The 23,551-nt window shown below is 63.4% G+C and carries 29 protein-coding genes; 22 read left to right on the top strand and 7 right to left on the bottom strand.

Going from position 1 to position 23,551, the window contains the following annotated elements; all coding sequences use genetic code 11:
* The first annotated feature begins 34 nt into the window (after positions 1-34).
* The 9 genes from JC616_RS19000 to JC616_RS18960 all read left to right on the top strand — a co-directional run bounded on the left by JC616_RS19000 (position 35) and on the right by JC616_RS18960 (position 6,416).
* Entirely contained in the window at positions 35-883 is an 849-nt protein-coding gene (locus JC616_RS19000; protein WP_227104796.1) for a flagellin N-terminal helical domain-containing protein, read from the top strand.
* Positions 884-960: 77 nt separating this feature from the next.
* Positions 961-1,389 (top strand): flagellar protein FlaG, encoded by a 429-nt coding sequence (locus JC616_RS18995; RefSeq protein WP_043642102.1) that lies wholly within the window; start codon positions 961-963, stop codon positions 1,387-1,389.
* Between the two features lie 44 nt (positions 1,390-1,433).
* Complete coding sequence (fliD, locus tag JC616_RS18990) at positions 1,434-2,804, top strand: flagellar filament capping protein FliD (protein ID WP_227104795.1); 1,371 nt, start codon at positions 1,434-1,436, stop codon at positions 2,802-2,804.
* Between the two features lie 104 nt (positions 2,805-2,908).
* Positions 2,909-3,319, top strand: a complete 411-nt coding sequence (gene fliS / locus JC616_RS18985) for a flagellar export chaperone FliS (RefSeq protein WP_019103817.1) — start codon at positions 2,909-2,911, stop codon at positions 3,317-3,319.
* Positions 3,320-3,336: 17 nt separating this feature from the next.
* Positions 3,337-3,645, top strand: a complete 309-nt coding sequence (locus JC616_RS18980; protein ID WP_227104794.1) for a hypothetical protein — start codon at positions 3,337-3,339, stop codon at positions 3,643-3,645.
* 152 nt (positions 3,646-3,797) lie between these two features.
* Positions 3,798-4,124 (top strand): DUF2802 domain-containing protein, encoded by a 327-nt coding sequence (locus tag JC616_RS18975; RefSeq protein WP_227104793.1) that lies wholly within the window; start codon positions 3,798-3,800, stop codon positions 4,122-4,124.
* On the top strand, positions 4,121-5,146 hold the full coding sequence (fliK, locus tag JC616_RS18970; RefSeq protein WP_107800443.1) for a flagellar hook-length control protein FliK: 1,026 nt from the start codon (positions 4,121-4,123) through the stop codon (positions 5,144-5,146). Before JC616_RS18975 ends, fliK begins: the two co-directional genes overlap by 4 nt.
* Complete coding sequence (locus tag JC616_RS18965) at positions 5,127-5,468, top strand: EscU/YscU/HrcU family type III secretion system export apparatus switch protein (RefSeq protein WP_019103813.1); 342 nt, start codon at positions 5,127-5,129, stop codon at positions 5,466-5,468. The genes fliK and JC616_RS18965 overlap by 20 nt, the downstream gene beginning before the upstream one ends.
* Before the next feature lie 81 nt (positions 5,469-5,549).
* Positions 5,550-6,416, top strand: a complete 867-nt coding sequence (locus JC616_RS18960; RefSeq protein ID WP_107800442.1) for an NAD(P)-dependent oxidoreductase — start codon at positions 5,550-5,552, stop codon at positions 6,414-6,416.
* A gap of 64 nt (positions 6,417-6,480) precedes the next feature.
* Here JC616_RS18960 and JC616_RS18955 read toward each other — a convergent pair whose 3' ends face one another.
* Both JC616_RS18955 and JC616_RS18950 read right to left on the bottom strand, forming a co-directional pair.
* Entirely contained in the window at positions 6,481-6,750 is a 270-nt protein-coding gene (locus JC616_RS18955; protein WP_048414328.1) for an HU family DNA-binding protein, read from the bottom strand.
* Between the two features lie 64 nt (positions 6,751-6,814).
* Entirely contained in the window at positions 6,815-7,681 is an 867-nt protein-coding gene (locus JC616_RS18950) for a YicC/YloC family endoribonuclease (RefSeq protein ID WP_107800441.1), read from the bottom strand.
* Positions 7,682-7,788: 107 nt separating this feature from the next.
* Here JC616_RS18950 and JC616_RS18945 point away from each other — a divergent pair, with 107 nt between their 5' ends.
* The 3 genes from JC616_RS18945 to rph all read left to right on the top strand — a co-directional run bounded on the left by JC616_RS18945 (position 7,789) and on the right by rph (position 10,412).
* Positions 7,789-8,739, top strand: coding sequence for a serine/threonine protein kinase (locus tag JC616_RS18945; protein WP_081545449.1), 951 nt, complete (start codon positions 7,789-7,791; stop codon positions 8,737-8,739).
* A 13-nt stretch (positions 8,740-8,752) separates the two neighbouring features.
* On the top strand, positions 8,753-9,634 hold the full coding sequence (locus JC616_RS18940) for a PP2C family protein-serine/threonine phosphatase (RefSeq protein ID WP_107800440.1): 882 nt from the start codon (positions 8,753-8,755) through the stop codon (positions 9,632-9,634).
* Positions 9,635-9,695: 61 nt separating this feature from the next.
* The gene (gene rph, locus JC616_RS18935) at positions 9,696-10,412 is read left to right on the top strand and encodes a ribonuclease PH (protein ID WP_107801945.1); all 717 of its coding nucleotides are present in this window, start codon (positions 9,696-9,698) and stop codon (positions 10,410-10,412) included.
* Between the two features lie 46 nt (positions 10,413-10,458).
* On the opposite strand, the gene JC616_RS18930 is transcribed toward rph, so the two are convergent.
* The 5 genes from JC616_RS18930 to JC616_RS18910 all read right to left on the bottom strand — a co-directional run bounded on the left by JC616_RS18930 (position 10,459) and on the right by JC616_RS18910 (position 14,428).
* On the bottom strand, positions 10,459-11,265 hold the full coding sequence (locus JC616_RS18930) for a trypsin-like serine peptidase (RefSeq protein WP_107800439.1): 807 nt from the start codon (positions 11,263-11,265) through the stop codon (positions 10,459-10,461).
* An 89-nt stretch (positions 11,266-11,354) separates the two neighbouring features.
* The gene (locus tag JC616_RS18925; protein WP_227104792.1) at positions 11,355-12,074 is read right to left on the bottom strand and encodes a hypothetical protein; all 720 of its coding nucleotides are present in this window, start codon (positions 12,072-12,074) and stop codon (positions 11,355-11,357) included.
* A 147-nt stretch (positions 12,075-12,221) separates the two neighbouring features.
* Positions 12,222-13,493, bottom strand: a complete 1,272-nt coding sequence (gene rstB / locus JC616_RS18920) for a two-component system sensor histidine kinase RstB (RefSeq protein WP_107800437.1) — start codon at positions 13,491-13,493, stop codon at positions 12,222-12,224.
* A 6-nt stretch (positions 13,494-13,499) separates the two neighbouring features.
* Complete coding sequence (rstA, locus tag JC616_RS18915; RefSeq protein ID WP_039755039.1) at positions 13,500-14,219, bottom strand: two-component system response regulator RstA; 720 nt, start codon at positions 14,217-14,219, stop codon at positions 13,500-13,502.
* Positions 14,220-14,236: 17 nt separating this feature from the next.
* Positions 14,237-14,428, bottom strand: a complete 192-nt coding sequence (locus JC616_RS18910) for a hypothetical protein (protein ID WP_146176699.1) — start codon at positions 14,426-14,428, stop codon at positions 14,237-14,239.
* Between JC616_RS18910 and JC616_RS18905 the strand changes: the two genes are divergently transcribed.
* The 10 genes from JC616_RS18905 (at position 14,427) to cyoA (ending at position 23,549) form a co-directional block, all read left to right on the top strand.
* Positions 14,427-14,759, top strand: a complete 333-nt coding sequence (locus JC616_RS18905) for a glycine dehydrogenase (protein ID WP_107800436.1) — start codon at positions 14,427-14,429, stop codon at positions 14,757-14,759. The genes JC616_RS18910 and JC616_RS18905 overlap by 2 nt on opposite strands.
* 39 nt (positions 14,760-14,798) lie before the next feature.
* Positions 14,799-15,161, top strand: coding sequence for an SFCGS family glycine-rich protein (locus JC616_RS18900; protein WP_107800435.1), 363 nt, complete (start codon positions 14,799-14,801; stop codon positions 15,159-15,161).
* 3 nt (positions 15,162-15,164) lie between these two features.
* The gene (locus JC616_RS18895) at positions 15,165-15,467 is read left to right on the top strand and encodes a DUF4312 family protein (protein WP_043591096.1); all 303 of its coding nucleotides are present in this window, start codon (positions 15,165-15,167) and stop codon (positions 15,465-15,467) included.
* Positions 15,468-15,501: 34 nt separating this feature from the next.
* Complete coding sequence (locus JC616_RS18890; protein ID WP_019101592.1) at positions 15,502-16,278, top strand: DUF4311 domain-containing protein; 777 nt, start codon at positions 15,502-15,504, stop codon at positions 16,276-16,278.
* 17 nt (positions 16,279-16,295) lie between these two features.
* On the top strand, positions 16,296-16,949 hold the full coding sequence (locus JC616_RS18885; protein ID WP_019101591.1) for a DUF4310 family protein: 654 nt from the start codon (positions 16,296-16,298) through the stop codon (positions 16,947-16,949).
* Between the two features lie 10 nt (positions 16,950-16,959).
* Positions 16,960-18,093, top strand: coding sequence for an amidohydrolase/deacetylase family metallohydrolase (locus tag JC616_RS18880; protein ID WP_227104791.1), 1,134 nt, complete (start codon positions 16,960-16,962; stop codon positions 18,091-18,093).
* Positions 18,077-19,195: a DgaE family pyridoxal phosphate-dependent ammonia lyase gene (locus JC616_RS18875; RefSeq protein WP_227104789.1), complete on the top strand. Its 1,119-nt coding sequence runs from the start codon at positions 18,077-18,079 to the stop codon at positions 19,193-19,195. The genes JC616_RS18880 and JC616_RS18875 overlap by 17 nt, the downstream gene beginning before the upstream one ends.
* Positions 19,192-19,926, top strand: a complete 735-nt coding sequence (dagF, locus tag JC616_RS18870; protein ID WP_227104787.1) for a 2-dehydro-3-deoxy-phosphogluconate aldolase — start codon at positions 19,192-19,194, stop codon at positions 19,924-19,926. The genes JC616_RS18875 and dagF overlap by 4 nt, the downstream gene beginning before the upstream one ends.
* Positions 19,927-19,972: 46 nt before the next feature.
* On the top strand, positions 19,973-21,889 hold the full coding sequence (locus tag JC616_RS18865) for a BglG family transcription antiterminator (protein WP_107800429.1): 1,917 nt from the start codon (positions 19,973-19,975) through the stop codon (positions 21,887-21,889).
* Positions 21,890-22,613: 724 nt separating this feature from the next.
* Positions 22,614-23,549 (top strand): ubiquinol oxidase subunit II, encoded by a 936-nt coding sequence (cyoA, locus tag JC616_RS18860; RefSeq protein WP_319792906.1) that lies wholly within the window; start codon positions 22,614-22,616, stop codon positions 23,547-23,549.
* Positions 23,550-23,551: the final 2 nt, after the last annotated feature.

Here is a 23,551-nt window from a genome sequence, read left to right as displayed (position 1 = left end):
GCTTTGCCCAACTGTGTAGATCAGGAGAACTAACATGGCTATTACCGTCAACACCAACATTGCTTCGCTGAATGCGCAGCGTAACCTCGGCAACTCGAACAACGCGTTGCAAGTCTCTCTGCAGCGTCTGTCTTCCGGTCTGCGAGTCAACAGCGCCAAGGATGATGCCGCCGGTCTGGCGATTTCCCAGACCCTTACTGCCGCCATCCGTGGTAACAATCAGTCGATCAAGAACGCCAACGACGGCATCTCCGTCGGTCAGACGGCGGAAGGCGCCTTGGGCCAGATCGCCAACAACCTGCAGCGTATCCGTGAAATCGCGGTGCAAGCGTCCAACGGTTCGGTCAGCAACACCAACCGTTCGCAGCTGCAAAGTGAAGTGGACCAACTGACCCAGGAAATTTCGCGTATCGTTCAAACCACCCAGTTCAACGGCACCAGCCTGTTGTCCGGCGGTTCGGTACTGACTTTCCAGGTGGGCTCGTCCGGCGCAACCAATAACCAGGTTTCCATTTCGTCGACCGACCTGACGTCCGCCAGTGTTTTGAACAGCTACAACTCGAGCTTGACCAACACCGGTACCGTGAGCGTGACCACTCAGGGCGCGGCATCGGGCGCGCTGTCGTCGCTGGATGCGGACATCGCCTCGATCTCGAATATCCGGTCCACTTTCGGTGCGGTACAGAACCGTTTCGACGCGGTGGTGGCCAACCTGCAGAACTACGTGGAAAACCTGACCGCAGCCAACAGCCGCATCGTGGATGTGGACTTCGCAGCGGAAACTGCTAACCTGACCAAAAACCAGATTCTGCAACAGGCCGGTACTTCGATTCTGAAGAACGCCAACTCGCTGCCGCAGTCGGCACTGACCCTGCTGCAATAAGTCTAGAATGATGGTATGAGCCAGCGGCGGCTCCGGTTGGTTGGGCAACCGGAGCTGCGCGCGTCAGGAGAGTTGTCATGCAAATACCTTCTTTACAATCGCTGCCGATTGCCAATGCAGGCGCATCCGCGCCGCGGCAGCAAACGGTGGAGCTGGCACAAAGCGGGCAGGGAGCCGATAAGGCCGCTTCCGCTTTACCGGACAATGCCCAGGCAGTGGCTGCCGCCGGGCAGGCGCAGCAGCAGCAGGCGCAGAATACCGCAGCCAAGGAAAAACCATCGGTTACCGAGCAGTTGCAGTCTTCGCTGAAGCAACTGAACAGCGTGGCCTCGCTGTACAATAACCAGCTGGAGTTCTCGGTGGACAAGGACACCGACCTGCAGGTGGTGAAAGTCGTGGACAAGGAAACTCAGAAGGTCATCCGGCAGATACCTTCCGAGGACGCGATCCGGATCGCCAAGGCGATTGGCGACTTCAAGGGCATGCTGCTGAAGGACAAGGCTTGAGTCCCGGGAGCGGCTCAACAAATACACATTAAAGGGTGATGAACATGGCAGGGATAACCACATCAGTCGGCACGATCGACGTTCAAACCATCGTAAGCCAGTTGATGGCGATCGATTCCCGGCCATTGCTCGCCAGTCAGAAGAAACTGGACGGCTACAACACCCAGTTGAGCGATCTTGGCAAGATCGGTTCCGCGCTGTCCGCGCTGCAAAGCGCGATCACCAGCTTGTCGTCGGGATCGTTCTTGCAAGCGTTCAAGGTATCTTCCAGCGATACCTCCGTCGCCGGGGTCAGTACCACCTCCGGCGGGGTCAGCGGCACCTATGTCGTCAATGTATCCAAGTTGGCCACTTCGCGACAGCTGGTGTTCGATCAGATCGGCAGCAACAAGATCACCGACGCCCAGGCGGACATTCCCAGTGCGCCTGACGAATTGAAGTTCACGGTTAATGGCAAGGAACAGACGGTCAAGCTGCGCGACAAGCCGGGCGACAAGGTCAGCCTGCAGTCCATCTCTGACAAGATCAACGCCGAGGGCATGGGCGTCAACGCCTCCGTGGTCAAGAACGGTGGTAATTACAAGCTGGTTCTGGCCTCGACCGCTTCCGGCACCGACAACGCCTTCGCGATCACCGGTACCGGCAGCACGGACACCGGCAGGGTGGACGGCAACGTCATGGGCGGCTTGTCGCAGAGCACGGACGCGGCCAGCGAGTCCAAGCTTGCGGCCAATGCGGAGCTGACCGTTAACGGAGTCAAAGTGACTTCCGGCAGCAACAAGGTCAGCGGCGCGATTCCCGGGGTGGATCTGGACCTGTACAAGGAAAACGCCAACACCACGGTGACCATGAATCAGGATGCGGCCGGCATCAGCAAGAATTTGCAGAGCTTCGTCGACGCCTACAACCAAGTACTGAGTAGCATCAAAGACGCCCGTACCGGCAGCATGAAGGGCAATGCCTCCGTCTTGTCAATTCAGCAGCAGCTGCAGAGTGTACTGACCAAATCCATTCCCGGCGTCGACCCGGTCAATTCCTACGCTTATCTGTCCCAGATTGGCATTGCCATCCAGAAGGACGGCACCATCAAGCTGGACTCGACCAAATTCAACGACGCTCTGAAGAAAGATCCGACCGCGGTCAAGAATCTGTTTGGCAACAGCAGCAATAATGGGATAGCCCAACTGCTGAACAAGGAGATCAACGGTCTGTTGGGACCGACTGGCGTGGTGGAAAGCAGCAAGACCTCGATCAATTCGCGCATCAGCACGGAGAAGGCATCGCAGGATGCGCTTACTGCCCGTTTGACGGCACGGCAGAAGCAATACATTCAGCAATATACCGCGCTGAACTCGACGCTGAGCAAGATGGCGGCCAGCACCAATAATTTGAGCGGTTTGATGTCCCAAGTATAAGCTTTGAGTCGTCCAGTCATGATTTTTAGCTGAGATTCGGCGCCGGATGAAAAACAGCGCGTCGATCCAGCACAGCGGGTGGTTACAATATGCTGAATTCCAGAATGTTGAAGCAGTTCAACAAGGCCTATGAAAACGACGCCTTGAAGGCTGCGGTGTATGGCGCCAGTCCCATCGGGATCGTGGTCATGCTGTACGAAGGCGCGATCAAGGCGATCATGACCGCCAGTATTGCGATCGAGGCTCAGCGCTTCGATGAAAAAGCGCGCATGATCTCGAAGGCGATGGACATCATCGAAGGTCTGCGCATCGCGCTGGACGTGGAGGCCGGCAGCGAGGCGGCTGTCAACCTGAACGAGCTGTACCTCTATATGAAGACGCGTCTGGGACGGGCCAGCCTAAAGAACGATTTGGAGATTCTGGCTGAGGTGAGGGGGTTGCTGGAAACGATTCTTCCCGCCTGGCAGCAAGTCGACCGCAGTCAGCCCGCGGCCAGCGCGGCGGCGGGTGCATGACGGCGACGACGCGTGAGATGCCCCTGGAACAACTGGTGGCGGAACTGGAGGCCTTGACGCCTCAGGTGTCCGCCGCGGTGTCCGCCAAGGACTACGAGCGTTTCAACGCCTTGCAGGCGCAGCAGGAAAAGCTGATGTCGCGGCTGTTGGCCTCGCTGACCCAGGAAACGTTGTCCGGCCTGGAGGAGGCTCAGCGCGACAGGCTGCGCGAGCTGGTGCGGCGACGCGAGGAAATCCAGGCCGATCTGGTCCAGTGGTCGGAAGCGTTGCGCTCGGAGCTGGTGCTGATCAATCAGAGTTCCCGGGTGCTGAAACACTATCGTTGACCGCAAGTCGCCGCGACGGCCCGGCCAGGACGGCGGAGTCGATTTGATGGCGGGTTGGCCTTGGGTTGTTGGAGGTTTCGCCATAAAATTAAGTCACGGCGGAAACTCTTCCATGGGGAACCAAGATGTCCGGCACCTTTTTCCCATACCTGATGGTCGTGCTCTGGCTGATGCTGGCCATGGCGGTGGCGTATGTCTACTGGCGCGTGCTGCGTCTGGAAACCAAACGCGACAGCTTGACCACCATGTATCTCGACCAGCAGCAACAGCAGATCAGCGCTATGCAGCGGGATATGTCGCGCCTGTTGTCCCGGGTGGAGCAGCAGGCGCACGGGGATGTCGGACTCAGCCCTTACAATCAGGCGATCGAGATGATACGCCAGGGCTTGACGGCTTCCGAAGTGGCCTCCCGCTGCGGCATCTCCCGCAGCGAGGCCGAGTTGATCGTTTCCCTGTACCGAAATAGTCCCACCTCATGATTCCGTCGATCAATACCGGCGTCTTGCCGGCGCAGCAGATCAACCCCTCGCAGCTACTGGGCGAGGGCGCCAAGCTGCTGCTGGAAACCGCGACCCTTCCCAGCCGCTTGCCGACGCTGCTGCTGGGCGAGCAGGTGACGGCGCGCGTGGCGGATCGCCTCGACAATAATCAGCTGGCGGTATTGATCAAGAATTCGCTGTTCACGCTGAATCTGCCCCAAGGGGCGACGGTAAGCGGTGATACGTTGCAGCTGAAGGTGGCGTCGCTGCAACCGGCGCTGACCTTTTTATTGCAGGACGGCGGCAAGGAGAGCGCGGAGCAGACCAAGGGCAGTTCGGTGCAAGTGGCCCTGAGCCCGGCTTCCCGTTACCTGACTCATCTGCTGTCCACCCAGACCAGCGACGCCGGCAAGCCGGTGCTGGTCAACGCGGCGCAGCAGCCGCCGCCCAAGGTGGCGGAGGATTTGCAGCAGGGCGTGGCCAAGAGCGGTCTGTTTTACGAATCCCACCTGAAGGATTTCGCCGACGGCCGCACCAGCCTGGCCGAGATCAAGCAGGAGCCGCAGGCCAAGATGAGCCAGGCGCTGGCCAATACCGAGCACGCGGCGGCCAGCGCGCGGCCGCAGGCGCAGGCTCAAGCTCAGGAGTTGGGCAATCTGGTGCAAAGGCAGCTCAACGGCCTGGAAAATCAGCAACTGCAGTTTCAAGGCATGGCCTGGCCCGGCCAGCCCATGCAGATGGTGATCGAACAGGAAAAGACCGAGGCCGACCGCGAAGGCAACGGCCAGCAGGAGATGCAGGCCTGGTCGACCAATCTGTCCTTGAATCTGCCGGCCTTGGGCGGCATGGCCGCGCGCATTCGTCTGGTGGGCCAGTCGGTGCAGGTGTCTTTCTCCGCCGAGGACGAACAGGCCGGGCAGTTGATTACCCAGAACGCCGGCCGGCTGGAGGCGGGTTTGGCTTCGGCCGGCCTGGCCTTGGCCAGCCTGGTGGTGAAGGACGATGGCGCGGCCGCCGAGTGAGGACAAGCGCCGCTCCGCGGTGGCTTTGTCTTACCAGGAGGGGCACCGTTCGCCCAAGGTCGTCGCCAAGGGTTATGGCGAGCTGGCCGAGCGTATCATAGACCGCGCGCGGGAAGCCGGCGTGTTCGTGCACGACTCGCCGGAGCTGGTGTCTTTGCTGATGCAGGTGGACCTGGACAAGAATATTCCGCCGGAGCTCTACCGCGCGGTGGCCGAGGTCCTGGCCTTCGTCTACTTTCTGGAGCATCACGCCTCCGGCAAGGATTATGAATTCGAGGCCTGGCTGGGCGGGCGCAAGCCCGCGCCTTTGCCCGAGCCCTGATTCTCCCCGCCGCGCGCTGGCGTTGCGGCGCGCTTCCCCTTATCCTCGATGAATCTCGTCGTTTTCATCGTGGAGTCGCAAATGAAAGTCGCTTATATCGGTCTGGGCATCATGGGCCGTCCCTGCGTATTGAACCTGCTGAAGGCGGGCCACCAGGTGACGGTGTGGGCGCGCAGCCGCGAACGGGCCGAACCCTTGTTGCAGGCGGGCGCAAGCTGGGCGGACAGCCCGGCCGAGCTGGCCGGCCAGGTCGAGCTGCTGATCACCAATGTGTCGGACACCGCGGACGTGGAACAAGTGCTGCTGGGCGAGCAAGGCGCGGTTCACGGCGCCGGCGCGGGCCTGGTCTGCGCGGACATGAGCACCATCGCGCCCAACGGCGCGCGCCGCATCGCGGAGAGACTGGCGGCTTACGGCGTGGACTTTCTGGACTGTCCGGTGTCCGGCGGAGAGGTGGGCGCCGTCAACGGCACGCTGACCATCATGGTCGGCGGCAAGGCCGAGGCCCTGGAGCGCGCGCGTCCGGCCCTGCAGGCCATGGGGCAGACCATCACCCATATCGGCGCCAGCGGCGCCGGCCAGGTGGCCAAGGCCTGCAACCAGATCGCGGTCGGCGTCGGCGTCGCCGCGGTGGCGGAAATCATGAAGCTGGCCCAGGCCTGCAATGTCGATCCCGCGCCGGTGCGCGCCGCGCTGCTGGGCGGTTTCGCGCAGAGCAAGGTGTTGGATGTCCACGGCCAGCGGATGATAGACGACAACTACGCGCCGGGCTTCAAGGCCAAGCTGCACGCCAAGGACATGCGCATCGTGCTGGAGACGGCGCGCGAGCAGGGCATCCGCTTGCCGGAGGCGGAACGGGTGTCGGGCCTGATCGATCAGCTGGTGGCCGAGGGCGAGGGCGAGCTGGATTCGTCGGCGATCGCGCGGCTGATCTGGCGGCAGAACTGAGGCGGCGGACAAAAAAACGGCGAGGCCAGGCCTCGCCGTTTTAGCAGAAGCGCCGGAGGGCGCTTCAGGCGACCTTGTCTTTCAGCTGCTTGCTGGGCAGAAACACCACTTTGCGCTTGGCGGCGATCTCGATGGTCTCGCCGGTCTTGGGATTGCGGCCGGTGCGGGCGGCGCTTTCCTTGACTTTGTATTTGCCCACCACGGTGGTGATTTCGTCGCCGTTGGCCAGCGCGTTTTGCAGCACTTCGTCAAAAGCGCCCAACACCCGGAGCACGTCGGCCTTGCTCAGGCCGGATGTCTCGGCCAAGGCCGCGATCAGTTCTGCTTTGGTCATGTTTTGGTCTTTCCCTAAGGTCTAGGAGGGCTTGCCGCGGCGGCTCTGGCCGCCGGCGCCGCGCTTACTCGATATTCTGGATCTGCTCGCGCATCTGTTCAATCAGTACTTTCAACTCCACCGAGGCCTGCGTGGTTTCCGTGGAGACCGATTTGGACCCCAGCGTGTTGGCTTCGCGATTCAACTCCTGCATCAGGAAGTCCAGACGCTTGCCGGACTGACCGCCGGCTTTCAGGATGCGGCGCACTTCGCTGAGATGGGTGCTGAGGCGGGCCAGTTCTTCATCGACGTCTATTTTCTGAGCGAACAGCGCGAATTCCTGCTTCAGCCGGTCTTCGTCGACATTGCCCAGCGCTTCTTGCAGGCGGCTGGACAGTTTGGACATATGAGCGTCCAGAATGGCCGGCAGCTTGGGCTTGATGGCGACGACGATGGCTTCCATGCCGGTGATGCGTTCTTCCAGCACCACCTTGAGTTTTTCGCCTTCGCGGCCGCGCGAGGCGTTGAAGTCCTTCAGCGCCACCGCCAGGCTTTCCGTGCACAGCTGCTGCAGCACTTCCGGCGGCAACTCGTTGGTTTTCATCACGCCGGGCCAGCGCATCAGCTCGCCTACCGACAGACCGCGGTTTTCGCCGGCCTGCTCGCGCACCTGCTGCGAGACCTCGATCAGGCGCTGCAGCACGGCCTGGTTCAATTCCAGCGTCGGCACGGCGCTGTCCACCTGATTGATGCCGACGCGGCATTCCAGCTTGCCGCGGCTGACCTTGGCGGAAATCAGCTCGCGCAATTGCGGCTCGATCACGCGCAATTCTTCCGGCAAGCGCATTTGCAAATCAAGGTAACGGTGGTTGACCGAGCGAATTTCTAGGCTCAGCAAACCGCCGGGAAATTCCCTGCTGCTTGCGGCAAAGCCTGTCATACTTAAAATCATCAGACACCCCCTTAGATGAGCGGATTGTTTACTTTCTCAAGGCTGGGCCCGAATTGCTTTGCTAAGCTCAATCCAAGGCCTGTGGACACTATAACAACTGACACCCCATGACTCAATCGAACCAGCAGACCGCTTTGCCGGCCGGCTCCCGGCTGGGCGAGTACACGATTGTCCGCCAACTCTCCGTGGGCGGCTTCAGTGTTGTCTATCTGGCGCTGGACGATCAGGACAATAAGTTCGCGATCAAGGAGTACTTGCCGCGCAATCTGGCGCTGCGCGACGAGGACGGCCACGTGACGGTGCCGCATGAGTTGGACCGCGAGGCCTTCAATCTGGGCCTGAAGTGTTTTTTCGAGGAAGGGCGCATTCTCTCCGGCATTTCCCACCCCACCGTGGTGCGAGTGATCAATTTCTTCCGCGCCAATCAGACGGTCTATATGGTGATGGAGTACGCCGACGGCCGCTCGCTGGTGCGGGAACTGGAACTGGCCGGCGGACGGCTGGACGAGCGCCGCCTGCGCAAATGGTTCGCCGCGCTCTTGTCCGGGCTGCGGGAGGTCCATCTGCAGCGTCTGCTGCATCTGGACATCAAGCCCGCCAATATCTATCTGCGCCGCAACGGCGCGCCGCTGCTGCTGGATTTCGGCGCGGCCAGGCAGACCTTGTCGCGCCGCGACAAGCACTTCGCCTCGATGTACACCCCGGGCTTCGCCGCGCCCGAGCAATATGAAAAAGACGCGCCGCTAGGGCCGTGGACCGATATCTACGCGCTGGGCGCCTGTCTTTACGCTTGCATGGGCGGCGGCACGCCGCAGATTTCCAAGGAGCGCAAGGAAAGCGATCGGCTGACGCCGGCGAGCAAGGCCTTCCGCCATTTGTACTCCCGCGAGTTGCTGGAGCTGACCGATCAGTGCCTGGCGCTGTCTCCGGAGGAGAGGCCGGCCACCGTGCCGGGGCTGCAAAAGCGCCTGATGGCGGAGGAGTACAGTCCGCCGGAAGAACTGGCGGGCAGCAAGTGGGTGGGATGGATAAAAAACCTGACTGGCGGACGCTCGTGATGAGGGGATCGGCATGAAACTATCCATCTATCAGGAAAGCCGCATCGGCGGGCGAGCGTACAACCAGGACAGGCTGGTGATCGCCCACTCGCGCGACACCGTGATGCTGGCGGTGGCCGACGGCATGGGCGGGCATATGCGCGGCGAAGTGGCGGCGCAAATCACGGTGGACCTGCTCAGCGAGCTGTTTTACCAGCAAGCCACGCCGACGCTGACGCATCCCAATCGCTTTCTCGTCAACGCGGTCAGCACCGCGCATCAAGTCATTCTCGATTACGCCGCCGACCACCGGCTGCCGGAGGTGCCGAGCACCACGGTGGTGGCGGCCATCATCCAGCAGGGGCACTTGTACTGGTGTCATGTCGGCGATTCCCGGCTCTATCTGCTGGATGAGAAGGGCTTGCGTCTGCGTTCGCGCGATCATTCCCAGGTGCAGCGCCTGATCGATCAGGGCCAGTTGAGCGAGGACGCTGCCAAGGTGCATCCGGAACGCCACAAGATTTACAACTGTCTGGGCGCGGCCAGCGATCCGGACATCGACGTCGGCGAGAAACAAAGCGTGGGCGCGGGCTGCTCCATTCTGCTGTGCTCCGACGGCCTGTGGTCGCAGGTGATGGACCCGGAGCTGGAAAAGGTCTTCGTCCGCCGCAATGTCAGCCAGGTCTTGCCGGCGCTGATGAATGTGGCGGAGCGCCGCGCCGGCGCCGGCGGGGACAATCTGTCCGCGGCGGCGGTCACCCTGCTGGACGAGACGCAGGACTACGGCGAGCGCGAGGACGTGCTGGACACGGAAACGGCGACGCCGCGTCAGATGGGACGGATGATTCTGGACTCCAATCTGGAAACCATGCATCAGGAGATTCTGGCCAGCCGGGTGGCGGGCAAGCGCGACTAAGCGCCGTCGTCGGTGGCGACTGATATAATCGTCGGCATTTACCGTTCTGGACGATGACATGATGCGACCTTCCCAACGCCCGGCCGATGCCCTGCGCACGGTGCGGATCAGCCGCCACTACCTCAAGCACGCCGAAGGTTCGGTGTTGATCGAGTTCGGCGACACCAAGGTGATTTGCACCGCCAGCGTGGACGACGGCGTGCCGGGCTTCCTGAAGGGCAAGGGCCGCGGCTGGGTGACCGCCGAGTACGGCATGCTGCCGCGCTCCACCGGCTCCCGCATGCGCCGCGAATCCTCCGCCGGCAAGCAGTCCGGCCGCACCCAGGAGATTCAGCGCCTGATCGGCCGCTCGCTGCGCGCCGTGGTGGATCTGGAGAAGCTGGGCGAGCGCCAGATCCAGATCGATTGCGATGTGATCCAGGCCGACGGCGGCACCCGCACCGCCAGCATCACCGGCGCCTACGTGGCCTTGGCCGACGCGATCGGCCTGCTGCTGCGCGAGGGCAAGCTGAGCGAGAACCCGCTGCGCGACCAGGTGGCCGCCATTTCGGTGGGCCTGTATCAGGGCATGCCGGTGCTGGATCTGGATTACGCGGAAGACTCCAACTGCGACACCGATATGAATGTGGTGATGACGGGAGACGGCCGCTTCGTTGAGGTGCAGGGCACCGCCGAGGGCGAGCCGTTTGGCGATCAAGAGCTGCAGGCGATGCTGGGCCTGGCCCGTTCCGGCATCCGCGAGCTGGTGGCGCTGCAGCGCCAGGCGCTGGCGGAGTGAGGGCGCAAGCCCTGAATAGTAAAAAGCCCCGTCGCCGGGGCTTTTTTCATGGCTTGGCGCTCTTGCTGATGAACTGCTGCAGCGCATCGTAGAACATCGGCGCGCTGACGCTCATATTGTCTTCTTGCTTGCGCCGCGCGGCGGTGGGGGCGGAGCTTTGCACCGCGACGATGACCGGCTGTCCCGGCCCCATCACGAACACTGGCGAGCCGCTATTGCCTTCCAGCGTGTCGCAGCGGTGGGTCAGGCGGCCGTCCGGGCGCAGCTTGGTCGCCTTGCAGGCGTTGTGCACCAGCAGGTGTTTTTGATCGTCGATGGGGTAGCCGCCCTGGGTCAGCGTCCAGCTCCGCTGGTTCAGCAATTCGCGCAACTGCTTGGCGTTGCCGCTGAAGACGGGCAGCACGCCCTGGGTGTCGCCCAAGGGGGTGGCCAGGCGGACGAAGGCGAAGTCGCGCGGCGCGATGCGCGGCGGGATGTAGAGGCCGTCGGCGCGGCGGTCCAGGCCTTTGAGAAAGCTCTTGTCCACCTGCACTTCCAAAATCTTGCTGCGTGCGGTGAATTCATCGCCCCACAGGCCGACGGTGAAGCTGACCGCCGGATCGAAACGGCCTTTCTCGTCGACGAAGCAATGGCCGGCGGTCAGCACCACGTCGCGCGCCACCAGCGCGCCGGTGCAAATGGTGCGGGAGCGGGTTTGCAATTGTCCGACGGCGAGCCAGGGTTGATGGTCGGGGCGAGTGCGGACGCGATCGTCCTGGCCGAAGAACAGGATCTTGTGTTCCGCGGAGACGGTGGGGGCGGCGGACGCCGGCAGGGCAAGCAGAACACTGAGGACAAGCAGCGGGAGTTTCATCGAGTTTGGCCTTGCAAATGAAAACGGGGCGCCGAAGCGCCCCGAATTATGTGCGATTGCCGGAGGTTCCGGCAATGCTCGCCGCCTGATTACTTGGCAGCGGAAGCAGCTTTTTTGGAAGCTTTCTTCTCGGCTTTCTTGGCCGGAGCGGAAGCTTCTTTCTTAGCGGCTTGGGCTTTCTGAGCAGCGGAAGCCTCTTTCTTGGCTACGTGCTTTTTGTGCTTTTTAGCGGCTTTTTTGGCCGGAGCGGAAGCGTCGGCTTTAGCGGCTTGAGCTTTCTGAGCAGCGGAAGCTTCTTTCTTAGCAGCGTGCTTTTTGTGCTTTTTAGCGGCTTTTTTGGCCGGAGCGGAAGCGTCGGCTTTAGCGGCTTGAGCTTTCTGAGCAGCGGAAGCTTCTTTCTTAGCTACGTGCTTTTTGGCTTTTTTGGCTTTTTTCGGAGCGGAAGCGTCGGCCTTGGCGGCTTGGGCTTTCTGAGCGGCGGAAGCTTCTTTCTTGGCTACGTGCTTCTTGGCTTTTTTAGCTTTCGGAGCGGAAGCTTCAGCTTTGGCGGCTTGAGCTTTCTGAGCGGCGGAAGCTTCTTTCTTAGCTACGTGCTTCTTGGCTTTTTTAGCCTTCGGAGCGGAAGCTTCGGCTTTGGCGGCCTGAGCTTTTTGAGCAGCGGAAGCTTCTTTCTTCGCTACTTTTTTCTCGGCTTTCTTAGCCTTGTGGATCGCAACCGGAGCGGAAGCAGCAGCTTTTTCAGCGGCGAAGCCGTTAACGGACACCAGGCTGAAAGCAGCGGTCAGAGCAAGCAGAGCCAGCTTTTTCATTTATGAAACTCCTAAGTTTCTTGGATTGGTATGAAAGTGGACATGTAGTCCTTTTCAGGCCGAAATGCTAACCATGACAAGGGGCTGAGTCTATGCCTTCTGTGTATCCCAATGTTACGGAATGTACAGGCGCGGCGACGGCGGATGTCAGATCGGCCAGCGGAACAGAAAGCGCGCGCCGCCCAGCGGCGAGCTTTCCACTTTCACCTCGCCGCGGTGGGCGCGGGCGATGCCGGCGACGATGGCCAGGCCCAGGCCGTGGCCGCCGGTCTTGCGGCCGCGGCTTTCGTCCAGCCGCACAAAGGCGTCGAACACCCGGCCGCGGTCCTGTTCCGGAATGCCGGGGCCGTCGTCGTCCACCATGATGATGCAGTGGCGCTGCTCGACGATGATGCTGGTCTGCACCAGGCGGTTGGCGTGGCGGCGGGCGTTGGACAGGAAGTTGTCCAGCACCCGGGTCAGCAGGTGTTCGTCGGCGGTGATGGCCAGGCTGGCCCCGGCCGGCTCCAGCCATTGAATGTCCTGCGTCAGCGCGGCCTGGCCGGCGATGCGGTCCTTGGCCCAGGGGATGGCGTCGAAGCTGCTGAGCTTCAGCGGAGCTTCCGGCCGGTCCAGCCGCGCGTGCAGCAGCAGCTCCTCCACCAGCTTGTCGATGGCGGAGAGGTCGCGCTCTATCGCCTGCCGCTCCGGGCTGCTCTCGTCGCCTTCCAGCAGCGCCATCCGGTAGCGCAGCCGCGCCAGCGGCGTGCGCAACTCGTGGGCCACGGCGTTGGTCAGGGTTTTCTTGCTATTGATCAGCGCGGCGATATTGTCGGCCATGTGGTTGAAGGCGACGCCCAGCTGGCTGACGCCGGAGCGCGGCGGCAGGTCCACGCGGGCGGACAGATTGCCGCTGGCCAGCTTGCCGGCGGTCTGCTCCAGCGCCACCAGGTCGCGCCAGTGCGGCCGCATCCATAGAAACACCGGTATCGCCAGCGACAGGCCGATGAAGCCCAGCAGCGCGTAGTCGAACCATTTGAGCTGGTGCAGGAAGAATAGATAGCGCAGCGGACCGGCCACCAACAGGTAGTTGCTGTCCTCCAGCTTTTGCAGGAACACGTATTTGTCTTCCAGCATCACGATTTCGCCGCGGTCCAGCGCCTGCTTGGATTCGTCGTCCAGCAGATAGCTGCTCATCTTCTCCACTTTGACGCGGAAGGTGAAGCCGTGGTCGGAGTTGGCCAGCGTTTCGCTCCAGCGGTCTTCCGGCACGCCGCGCAGATCGGCTTCGATCAGCGACAGCGTGGTGCGCAGCAGGTCGGACAGATAGCGCTCGCCCACGTCGTCCACCGCCTGCTTGTAGACCGCGCCCACCAAGACCACCGCCACCAGGAAACAGGTCATCAGCAGCAGGTAGAACTGGATGAACAATCGGCGCATGCGCGCTTACTCCCAGCCGGACAAGGAGAACAGATAGCCGCGGTTGCGCACCGTCTTGATGCGGAACGGCTCGCTGGGATTGTCGCCCAGTTTCTTGCGCAGCCGCGAGATGGCCACGTCTATGCTGCGGTCCAGGCCGTCGTAGCTGACGCCGCGCATTTCCTTGAGCAGGATGTCGCGGTTCAGGGTTTCGCCGGCGTGGCTGGCCAGCAGCCACAGCAGATCGAAGTCCGAGGTGGACAGCGGGATCTTTTCATTGGCCAGCGTCACGTCGCGGCTGATCGGGTCTATCGCCAGTTGGCCGAACACCACTTTGCGGGTGCCGGGCTTGGGCGCGGCGGCGTCGGCGTTGGCCGGAGCGGGCCGCAGATTGCGCAGCTGGGCGCGCAGCCGCGCCACCAGCACCGAGGGCGGCGTGGTTTTCAGAATGTAGTCGTTGGCGCCCAGTTCCAGGCCCAGGATCTGGTTCATATCGCTGTCCAGCGAGGTCAGCATGATGATGGGGCCGTCGAATTTGGGACGCAGCTCGCGGCAGATGGAGAGGCCGTCTTTGCCGGGCAGCATGATGTCCAGCAGCACCAGGTCCGGCGCTTCGCGGGCGATGGTGTCCAGCGCGGCGTCACCGCGCGGTTCCACCACCACGTCCATTTCATGGCGGGACAGAAAGTCGCTGATCAGCTCGGCCAGGTCGGCGTCGTCTTCTACAAACACGATGCGGTGGGTCATGCCTTGCATCCATCTATTCAGTGGTCAATCCGCGAAGTATCGCCCGAGCCGCCGCGCGCTTCAACTGCAAGCACGGTCAGGACCGCCTTGTTTCCGCCCGGCGAGCAGGCGATTTCCGTTTCGAAGCGGAAAATCCACCGGTCCACAGTTGCCGGCGGCTTGATTACAGTTTCCTGACATCGCCAACCGTTTTGCAAAGGAAAGCTCATGAACGATCAAGTCCGTCCCGCCGCCGTCGACCAGACCGCGATCCGCCGCCTGGCGGACCAGGTTCTGGGGCAGATTCCCGCCTTGCTGGATGCGGCCGGCAAGTCTCTGACCGAGGTTCAGCAGCAGAAGCTGGATTCGCACGTGCTGGCGATGGCGCGCCGCTCGCTGACCGGCGAAGGGCTGCCGGATTTCGACAAGAGCCTGTTCGACGAGATCTCGGACACCACGCGGCGGCTGTCCGCCGCGGTGGTGGCCCTGTTCGGCAATCTGCCGGAAGAAGAAGCGCTTTTGCTGTCCATTCATTTCGAGATGGCCAAGAACAAGGCCTGAAGTCCGCCGTGCATAGATAGAGAGATAGAGGAGAAGACAATGACACAGATAACCGTAGTGATTGGCGACCGTCTGGGCAAGGGACAGAAAGTGGGCGCGGGCGCGGAGGCCGCCGGCGCGCGCGCGGTGGTGATCGCGGGCATGGCCGCGGATATGAAGCTGGGCGACGTGATGCAGGCGGAGGGCGCGCAGCTGGGCATTTCCTTCTGCGGCAGCGGCGGCGCCGGCGCCATCACCGCGCAGACCAAGTACGGCTACAAGGCCAAGTACGGCATGCGTTCGGTGGAGGAGGGCGTGACCGCGATCGAGGAGGGCTACACCGTGCTCGGCTTCGGCTTCATGGACAAGGAAGAGCTGGGGCAGCGGCTGGTGGCGGCCTATCAGAAGAAATACGGCGGCTGAGCGATGCAAAGGCGTTTCGAGTCCAGCGTGACGGTCAGCGGCCGCGGCGACAGCAAGGCGCAAGCTTGCGCCGACGCCTTGTCCGGCGTGCAGCGCGCGGTGACGGCGGCCGGCCATCCGGTGCTGTTGCGCATCGAGCCCATGCGGGTGACGGTGGTCGCGGCGGAGGAGATCCGCCGCCGCGAGCGCTTTCTGTTCTTCTTCCTGCCGCGGGACAGGCTCAGCTACGCCGTCACGCTGGAGGTGGAGGTCAGCGTGACGGCGTTGGATATCGAGGCCGTGCCCTTCGTCGCGCGCCAGGTTTAGGCGCCGGCTGTCGTTTCATTCCGAGGAGGAAGCCATGCTTCTGATCATTCTTCTCAAGTCGCTGTTGATAGGCGGTCTGGTCGGCGTCGCGGTGGGCGCCGGCGCGGCCCGCATGTTCCACGCGCCGACTTCCCAGGGCATGGGCGCTTTCCGCACCCTGGGCGAGCTCAATTCCTGCGAGGGCGACCCGGCCTCGCATTTTTCCTTCGGCCTGGGCTTTTTCTTCAACGCCTGGGCCTCGTCGGTGGCCGCCGGCGCCTTCACCCAGGACATCGACCACCGGGTGATTCCGCACTGGGGCGCCGCGGCTTTGCTGGCGCGCAACCGCAATCTGGCGGAGACCCTGCACAACCCGCGCAAGATGGCCTTGGTGTGCGGGGTAATCGGCATGCTGCTGGTGGCCTTCCTGAACACCACCGCTTCGGCGGTGCCGGCTTCGCTGCAAATCACCGCGGTCAAGGTCTTGGTGCCCGCGGCCAACCTCTTGGTCAACACTGTGATGCCGGTGATTTTCTGGCTGGCGGCGATTGAGGCCGGCCGGCGTTCCGGTCTGTGGGGCACGGTGTTCGGCGGCCTGGCCCAACTGATCATGGGCAATGCGGTGCCGGGCCTGGTGCTGGGCATTCTGATCGGCAAGGGCGTGGACGAGGGCGGCTGGAACAAGATCACCAAGCTGATGATGGCGGCCATCGTGGCGCTGTTCGCGCTCAGCGCCTTCTTCCGCGGCTTTGATCTGAAGCTGCTGAGCAGCTTCCACCTGAACGCCCCGTCCTGGCTGGAACTGCTGCACGCCGCCGTGCGCGGCGCTTGAGGTTGAAGGAGAGAATGATGACTGAACAAGCACAAACCGGGGGTTTCTGGCTGGCGGACTGGTCTTTTCCCTTGCTGGTGGGGCTGTTGTCCGCCGGCGTGTTCGCCGGCACGCATATGTATTACGTCTACGGCATCGGCGCTTTCAACGAGGTGGCCTTCGTGTCGATGCTGCGCGCCGGCATGGACACCGGCGTCTACGGCGCGGTGGCCGCCTTCGGCGCCAGCTTCTTGTTCGCCCGGGTGATAGAGGGCTCGCTGGTGGGCATCCTGGACATCGGCGGCGCCATCATGACCGGCGTCGGCCTGGGCATTCCGGCGATGTTCCTCGGCGCCGGCATCTTGTTTCCGGTGGAAAACTTCGGCGCGGCGCTGGCCACCGGGATGGTGATCGGCTTGCTGATCGGCGCGGTCATTATTTTCGCGCGCAAATTCACCATCAATCAGGGCAATTCCACTTACGGCGCCGACGTGATGATGGGCGCGGGCAACTCCTCCGGCCGCTTCCTCGGCCCGCTGATCATCCTGTCGGCGATGGCGGCGTCGATCCCCATCGGCGTCGGCTCGCTGCTGGGCGCGCTGGTCTTCTATCTGTGGGGCAAGCCCATCACCGGCGGCGCGATCTTGGGCGCGATGCTGCTGGGCACGCTGTTCCCGGTGGCGATTGCCTGAGGAGGCGGCGATGGATGATTTGCTGATCAAGGACGCTTTGCTGGCCGACGGCTCGGTAATGGACATTGCGGTCCGCCACGGCAAGATCGCCGGGCTGGGGCGGCTGGACGGCCCGGCCCGGCGCACGCTGCGGCTGGACGGACGCTGGCGGCTCAGCGCCGGCTGGATAGACGGCCATGTGCATTGCAACCCGGCCTCGCCGATTTATCACGACGAGCCGGATCAGGTGGGCGTGGCCGGCGGGGTCACCACGGTGGTGGACGCCGGCAGCGTAGGGGCCGACGACGTCGCCGCCTTCCGCGAGCTGGCCGGCGCTTGCCGCACCGATGTGCGCGCCTTGCTGAACATCTCGCGCATCGGCCTCGTCACCCAGCATGAATTGGCCAATCTGGACGACGTCGACGTGGTGCTGGCCGGCGCGGCCATCCGCGCGCATCGCGATTTCATCGTCGGCATCAAGGCGCGGCTCAGCGGCAGCGTGGTCGGCGCCAACGGCGTCGCGCCGCTGGCGCGGGCCAAGGAGATACAGCGGCGCTTCGGGCCGCTGCCCTTGATGGTGCACATCGGCAACACCCCGCCGTCGCTGGACGAGATCGCCGAATGGCTGGAGCCGGGCGACATCGTCACCCACTGCTTCAACGGCAAGCCCAACCGCATCCTGGACGCCGCCGGCGCGCTGCGCGCCTCGGTGCGGGCGGCGATCGAGCGCGGCGTGCTGCTGGATGTCGGCCACGGCAGCGCCAGCTTCAGTTTCCGCGTGGCGCGCGAGGCCATGGCGCTGGGCCTGTACCCGGACACCATCAGCTCGGACATCTATTGCCGCAACCGCGTGGCCGGGCCGGTGTTCGGCCTGGCGGCGGTGATGTCCAAATTCCTGAGCCTGGGCATGCCGCTGGAGAGGGTGCTGGACTGCGTGACCCGGCGGCCGGCGGAAGCGCTGGGACTGGGCGGCAAAGGCCGGCTGGAAGCGGGAGCGGACGCCGATCTGACCATCTTCGACATTGAAACCGCGCCGCGGCCGCAGAGCGACTGCGACGGCGACACGCTGACCGGCGTGCGGCACCTGACGCCGCTGGCGGCGGTGGCGGGCGGCGTCTTGCTGCCCACCGAACAAGGAAAGGCTTGTCATGTCTTCGATCTATGAGCAGTACCAGCTTAAGCCGGTGATCAATGCTTCCGGCCGCATGACCCTGCTCGGCGTGTCCACGCCGGCGCCGGAAGTGAGGGCGGCGATGGTCCAGGGCCTGGAGCGGTATTTCGAGATGAAGGATCTGGTCGACAAGACCGGCGACTACATCGCCCGGCTGCTGGAGGTGGAGGCCGCGACGGTGGTGTCCTGCGCGGCCGCCGGCATTGCCCAGTCCGTGGCCGCCGTCATCGTCCGCGACGACCCGCGCCTGCTGGTGAATCTGCACGCGCAGCCGGTGGCCGGACCGCGCGAGATCGTGCTGCCCAAGGGGCACAACGTCAATTTCGGCGCACCGGTGGGCGCCATGGTGGCGCTGGGCGGCGGCCAGGTGGTGGAGGCCGGCTGGGGCAATGAGTGCTCGGCCGCGCAATTGGAGGCGGCGATAGGTCCCGACACCGCCGCCATCCTCTATATCAAGTCCCACCACGCCTTGCAGAAAAGCGTGCTCGGCGTGGCCGAGGCCGCCGAAGTGGCGCGCCGCCGGAAGGTGCCGCTGATCGTCGACGCGGCGGCGGAGGAAGACTTGCGCGAGTATTACCGGCTGGGCGCGGACCTGGTGATCTACAGCGGGGCCAAGGCGATAGAGGGGCCGACCAGCGGCCTGGTGCTGGGCCGCCGCCAGTATGTGGAATGGGTCAAGCTGCAAAGCCAGGGCATAGGCCGGGCGATGAAGGTGGGCAAGGAGGGCATTCTGGGCCTGACGTGCGCGATAGAACGCTATCTGAAGCAGGACAAGGAAAGCGGGGCGGCGATGGCGGAGCGGCTGCGGCCCTTCATCGCCGGGCTGAACCAGTTGGCCGGCGTCAGCGCGCGCCTGGTCTGGGACGCCGCCGGCCGCGACATCGCCCGCGCCGAGATCGCTTTCGACGCCAGCGCCACCGGCGTCAGCGCGGTGGCCGCCGCCGCCGCGCTGAAACAGGGCGAGGTCGCCATTTATTTCCGGGAATACCGGGCCAACGAGGGCAAGCTGGAGGTGGACGCGCGCAGCGTGGACGCCGCTCAGCTGGAACAGATCGGCACGCGCATCCGCCGCTTGCTGACGGGAGAGAAGGCATGAAACTGGAACCCCATTTTTATCAGGACCGCGTTTGCTTGAATGTACTGGCTGGAAGCAAGCACAATGCCCGTCAGATTCATCAGGCGGCGGAAGGCCATGTGCTGGTGGGCGTGCTGTCGAAGAACTACGCCGACGTGGACAGCGCGGTGGCGGACATGCGCGAGTACGCGGCCTTGATAGACAACGCCTTGTCGGTGGGACTGGGCGCCGGCGATCCGCGCCAGTCCGACATGGTCAGCGCCATTGCCGGCCAAGTGCAGCCGCAGCACGTCAATCAGGTGTTCACCGGCGTGGGCGCCAGCCGCGCGCTGCTGGGTCAGGCGCGTACCGTGGTCAACGGCCTGGTTTCGCCCAGCGGCATTCCGGGCCTGGTCAAGGTGTCCACCGGCCCGCTCAGCGCCGGCGCGCCGGTCTGCGCCGCGCCGGTGGACACCGCCATCGCCATGCTCAAGGATATGGGCGGCAGTTCGATCAAGTACTTCCCCATGGGCGGGCTGGATTGCCGCGACGAATACCTGGCGGTGGCGGAAGCCTGCGCGCGGCATGATTTCTGGCTGGAGCCCACCGGCGGCATCACGCTGGAGAATTTCAGCGAGATCGTCCGCCTGGCGCTGGAGGCCGGCGTGCCCAAGGTGATACCGCATGTGTACAGTTCCATCATCGACTCCAGCGGCGAAACCCGGCCCGGCGACGTGGAGCGGCTGTTGTCGATGGTGAAAGCCTTGTTGTAGACGCGTCCGGGGAGGCCGGGCGCGGATGGGTTTAAGAAGGAGGCTCATGGTCAAATTCCCCTATCAACGGCTGGCCCAGGCCTTTGCCGCCCTGCAGGCGGAAGCGTTGCCGCAGGAAGAGCTGGCGCGCCGGCTGGCGGTGTCCACCCGCACTGTGCGCAACGATATCGACGCGCTCAACGCCATTCTGGCCGAGCACGGCGCGCGCTTCGTGCTCAAGCGCGGCGAGGGCTACCGGCTGCAGGCCGACGACCCGGAACGCTTCCAGCAGGTGCGGCCGCAGGCCGGCTCTGGCCGCGCCATTCCGCGTCAGGCCGGCGAGCGGGTGCATTATCTGCTGGCGCAGTTCCTCGGCTCCGCTTACGCCTTGAAGCTGCAGGACCTGGCCGACGCCTGGTGCGTCAGCCGGGCCACCTTGCAGACGGACATGGCCGAGGTGCGCGAGCGCCTGGCCGGCTACGGCCTGAGCATAGAGGCCAAGCCGCATTACGGCATGAAGCTGCTGGGCGCGGAATCCTCCATCCGCGTCTGCCTCAGCGATCTCTTGGCGCAGCTGGCGGCGGAGCGGGCGGACCATCCCTTGTTGAGCGCGGACCCGGTGCTGGCCGACGCGCTGGCGACGGTGCGCGCCGGCCTGCCCGGCTGCCTGAGCCGCGCCGGTGTCCGCCTCAGCGACGACGGCGCCCAGTTCCTGAGCTTTTATTGCGCGGTGGCGGCCAAGCGCATCGTCGACGGTTTTCCCTTGCAGGATTTCTCCTGCGAGGAAGCGCCGCCGGCGGCGGCCCAGGCCGCGACGCACATCGCCGGCTTGCTGCGGCGCATGAGCGGGGTGGAGATCGCCGCCGCCGAGCAAGCCTTCCTCTGCGTCAACATCGCCGCGCGCAGCCTGAGCGGCATATTGCCCAGCGCGATCAACGCCGACGACGCCGACGCGCTGGTCCGCTACATCCTCGACTACATCAACCGCCATTACCGCTACGATCTGCGCGCCGACCGGCAATTGCGCGACGATCTGGTCACCCACGTCAAAACCATGATCACCCGGGTGCGTTACCAGATCACGCTGGCCAATCCGGTGCTGGCCGACATCAAGCAGCATTACGCGCTGGCCTACGACTTCACGCTGGCGGCGGTGTCGAGTTGGGCCAAGCACTCGCCGTACCGGATCTCGGAGAACGAGATCGGCTATCTGGTGCTGCACATCGGCGTGGGGCTGGAGCGCCATTACCAGATCGGTTATCTGCGCCGGCCGCAGGCCCTGCTGGTGTGCGACGGCGGCAACGCCACGCTGCGCACGCTGGAGGCGGTGCTGCGGCGTCGCTTTCCGCAGCTGGAGGTGTGCGCCGCCTTGTCCTGTCAGGAGTACGAGGCGCTGGAGCATGTGGGCGCGGATTTCGTGGTGTCCACAGTGAGGCTGGAGGACAAGCGCAAGCCGGTGGCGCTGCTGTCGCCGTTTCCGTCGGATTACCAGCTGGAGCAATTGGCGCGGCTGGTGGCGGTGGACCGCACCCGGCCCTATATGCTGGAGCGCTATTTTTCCGCCCAGCATTTCTGGGTGGCGGAGCAGGGGCTGAGCCAGCAGGCGCTGTTCGAGCGCGTTTGCGGGCGGCTGCGCGAGGAAGGCTATGTCGACGCCGATTTCCTGCCTTCGGTGCGCGAGCGCGAGGACATCCTCAGCACCATGCTGGGCGACGGCATCGCCTTGCCGCACTCGCTGGGCTTGCTGGCGCGCAAGACCACGGTGTGCACCATCATCGCGCCTCACGGCATTGCCTGGGGGGAGGGCGGCGTGGCGCGGGTGATTTTCCTGCTGGCGATCAGCAAGACCGAGTACGAGGAAGCGATGGCGATCTACGAGCTGTTCGTTTCCTTCATGCGTCAGCGCGCCGGCGCCCGGCTGGTGGAGAGCCGCAGTTTCGAAGCGTTTCTGCGCAATGCCTTGCTATGTCTGCCCGACGCCTGAGCCAGGCGGGACCGGCGTTTTCCTTGCTGTCAATCCATATTGTTTGGTTTATGTTTTTGTTGCGATTTGTATTGAATCCCGTTGTTTTTGTGCACTGCAAGGGGCGGAGTTCCAGCTTTTTTGTAACAGTTTGAAACTGTGTATAGGTTCGAGTATTTACTTCATGCTTTCGTTCTAGATCACGCCATGTCTGCGCTTTGGCTCTATTTTCGTCATTGATCTGTAACAAGCTCTCTGGATTTACCCCGCGAGCGGCCGTTAACCTGGATCAAATTTGCCCTTGAAAGTTGGGGGCGAACTGTTTTTAATAGCGCCGCCTGGCTTCACAACCGGGATGCTCCCGCCGCTTTCTGCGCCGTCCAGGGCTTGCTTGCCCGCCGGAAGACGCGTCTCCGCCCGAGGGTTCGCCGGCTGTCAGCGTTGTGATGTCCCAGCAGGGGAAGGCCGCTTGTCGCCGTTTTCCTGTCGCGTCATCCACCCGGGGCGATTCGCGTCGCCCCTGTCGATTGATCATGCCGACCTTTCGATTTTGATCAGCTCGCGCTGCGAGTTCCGCATTGCTTTTTATTATGCCAATAGCATTTGCATGGCCGTCGGCCGCGCAAGGGCTTGCCGTTGCCGTCCGGTCATGAGCCGGGCCTGGATTACCGCCGCCGGGGCCGATGGCGCGCAGCCTTACGCGCCCGGGCGAGATAACAAGAATGTTCAACCCGTAAAGTCGTAAATGATGAGAAACCAAAGACCCTCACGCCTGTGGCGGGGACTTGCTGTAGCTTCGGCGCTGCTGCTCGCCGGGTGTCAAGGCGGAATCCTTGACCCCAAGGGCCCCGTGGCGGCGGAGCAGAAGTCCCTGATCATCACGGCAACCGCGCTGATGCTGCTGGTGGTCATCCCGGTGATCCTGATGACCTTCTTCTTCGCCTGGAAGTACCGCGCCAGCAATAAGGACGCCGTCTATGAGCCGAAATGGTCGCATTCGACCAAGATCGAGCTAGTGGTCTGGCTGATTCCCTGCATCATCATCGCCTTCCTCGCCGTGCTGACCTGGGAAACCACCCACAAGCTGGACCCGTACCGCCCGCTGGATTCCGACCAGAAGCCGATCGAGGTGCAGGTGGTGGCGTTGAATTGGAAATGGTTGTTCATCTATCCGGAGCAGCAGATCGCCACGATCAACGAGCTGGCCTTCCCCAGCAATGTGCCGGTGAACTTCAAGATCACTTCCGACGCGGCGATGAACTCCTTCTTCATCCCGCAATTGGGCGGCCAGATTTACGCGATGGCCGGCATGCAGACCCAGTTGCATCTGCTGGCGCATGAGCCGGGCGTGTACAAGGGCTTCTCCGCCAACTACAGCGGCGCCGGTTTCTCCGGCATGAAGTTCAACGCCGTCGCCACCAAGACGCCGGCGGAGTTCGAAGCCTGGGTCGCCAAGGTCAAGGCCTCCGGCAAGACGCTGGACGTGAACGGCTACCGCGGCCTGGTGCTGCCCAGCGAAAAGAACCCGGTGGCCTATTACGGCGCCGTCACCCCCTATCTGTTCCAGGGCGTGCTGCACAAATACATGACCGGCCGCACCTCGCTGGCCGCCACCGAGGCCGACGTGAAGCTGGCCGCTCTGGCCAAGAGCCTGTGCGAACCGCTGACGGTGAAGGAGTAATC

It is taken from the genome of Chromobacterium rhizoryzae, from assembly GCF_020544465.1.
Lineage (GTDB): Bacteria > Pseudomonadota > Gammaproteobacteria > Burkholderiales > Chromobacteriaceae > Chromobacterium.
Note: the sequence above shows the minus strand (reverse complement) of the source record. Positions and strands in the feature narration are given on the sequence as shown.

What these genes read in the sequence shown, in the direction of transcription:
- JC616_RS19000 (WP_227104796.1), top strand. Translation starts at nt 35, where the DNA reads ATGGCTATTACCGTCAACACCAACATTGCTTCGCTGAATGCGCAGCGT.
- JC616_RS18965 (WP_019103813.1), top strand. Translation starts at nt 5,127, where the DNA reads ATGGCGCGGCCGCCGAGTGAGGACAAGCGCCGCTCCGCGGTGGCTTTG.
- JC616_RS18900 (WP_107800435.1), top strand. Translation starts at nt 14,799, where the DNA reads ATGACACAGATAACCGTAGTGATTGGCGACCGTCTGGGCAAGGGACAG.
- JC616_RS18975 (WP_227104793.1), top strand. Translation starts at nt 3,798, where the DNA reads ATGGTCGTGCTCTGGCTGATGCTGGCCATGGCGGTGGCGTATGTCTAC.
- JC616_RS18955 (WP_048414328.1), bottom strand. Translation starts at nt 6,750, where the DNA reads ATGACCAAAGCAGAACTGATCGCGGCCTTGGCCGAGACATCCGGCCTG.
- JC616_RS18925 (WP_227104792.1), bottom strand. Translation starts at nt 12,074, where the DNA reads ATGAAAAAGCTGGCTCTGCTTGCTCTGACCGCTGCTTTCAGCCTGGTG.
- JC616_RS18890 (WP_019101592.1), top strand. Translation starts at nt 15,502, where the DNA reads ATGCTTCTGATCATTCTTCTCAAGTCGCTGTTGATAGGCGGTCTGGTC.
- fliD (WP_227104795.1), top strand. Translation starts at nt 1,434, where the DNA reads ATGGCAGGGATAACCACATCAGTCGGCACGATCGACGTTCAAACCATC.
- JC616_RS18995 (WP_043642102.1), top strand. Translation starts at nt 961, where the DNA reads ATGCAAATACCTTCTTTACAATCGCTGCCGATTGCCAATGCAGGCGCA.
- JC616_RS18940 (WP_107800440.1), top strand. Translation starts at nt 8,753, where the DNA reads ATGAAACTATCCATCTATCAGGAAAGCCGCATCGGCGGGCGAGCGTAC.
- JC616_RS18910 (WP_146176699.1), bottom strand. Translation starts at nt 14,428, where the DNA reads ATGAGCTTTCCTTTGCAAAACGGTTGGCGATGTCAGGAAACTGTAATC.
- fliS (WP_019103817.1), top strand. Translation starts at nt 2,909, where the DNA reads ATGTTGAAGCAGTTCAACAAGGCCTATGAAAACGACGCCTTGAAGGCT.
- cyoA (WP_319792906.1), top strand. Translation starts at nt 22,614, where the DNA reads ATGATGAGAAACCAAAGACCCTCACGCCTGTGGCGGGGACTTGCTGTA.
- JC616_RS18905 (WP_107800436.1), top strand. Translation starts at nt 14,427, where the DNA reads ATGAACGATCAAGTCCGTCCCGCCGCCGTCGACCAGACCGCGATCCGC.
- dagF (WP_227104787.1), top strand. Translation starts at nt 19,192, where the DNA reads ATGAAACTGGAACCCCATTTTTATCAGGACCGCGTTTGCTTGAATGTA.
- JC616_RS18885 (WP_019101591.1), top strand. Translation starts at nt 16,296, where the DNA reads ATGACTGAACAAGCACAAACCGGGGGTTTCTGGCTGGCGGACTGGTCT.
- rph (WP_107801945.1), top strand. Translation starts at nt 9,696, where the DNA reads ATGCGACCTTCCCAACGCCCGGCCGATGCCCTGCGCACGGTGCGGATC.
- JC616_RS18880 (WP_227104791.1), top strand. Translation starts at nt 16,960, where the DNA reads ATGGATGATTTGCTGATCAAGGACGCTTTGCTGGCCGACGGCTCGGTA.
- JC616_RS18950 (WP_107800441.1), bottom strand. Translation starts at nt 7,681, where the DNA reads ATGATTTTAAGTATGACAGGCTTTGCCGCAAGCAGCAGGGAATTTCCC.
- rstA (WP_039755039.1), bottom strand. Translation starts at nt 14,219, where the DNA reads ATGACCCACCGCATCGTGTTTGTAGAAGACGACGCCGACCTGGCCGAG.
- JC616_RS18930 (WP_107800439.1), bottom strand. Translation starts at nt 11,265, where the DNA reads ATGAAACTCCCGCTGCTTGTCCTCAGTGTTCTGCTTGCCCTGCCGGCG.
- JC616_RS18960 (WP_107800442.1), top strand. Translation starts at nt 5,550, where the DNA reads ATGAAAGTCGCTTATATCGGTCTGGGCATCATGGGCCGTCCCTGCGTA.
- JC616_RS18875 (WP_227104789.1), top strand. Translation starts at nt 18,077, where the DNA reads ATGTCTTCGATCTATGAGCAGTACCAGCTTAAGCCGGTGATCAATGCT.
- JC616_RS18945 (WP_081545449.1), top strand. Translation starts at nt 7,789, where the DNA reads ATGACTCAATCGAACCAGCAGACCGCTTTGCCGGCCGGCTCCCGGCTG.
- rstB (WP_107800437.1), bottom strand. Translation starts at nt 13,493, where the DNA reads ATGCGCCGATTGTTCATCCAGTTCTACCTGCTGCTGATGACCTGTTTC.
- fliK (WP_107800443.1), top strand. Translation starts at nt 4,121, where the DNA reads ATGATTCCGTCGATCAATACCGGCGTCTTGCCGGCGCAGCAGATCAAC.
- JC616_RS18895 (WP_043591096.1), top strand. Translation starts at nt 15,165, where the DNA reads ATGCAAAGGCGTTTCGAGTCCAGCGTGACGGTCAGCGGCCGCGGCGAC.
- JC616_RS18865 (WP_107800429.1), top strand. Translation starts at nt 19,973, where the DNA reads ATGGTCAAATTCCCCTATCAACGGCTGGCCCAGGCCTTTGCCGCCCTG.
- JC616_RS18980 (WP_227104794.1), top strand. Translation starts at nt 3,337, where the DNA reads ATGCCCCTGGAACAACTGGTGGCGGAACTGGAGGCCTTGACGCCTCAG.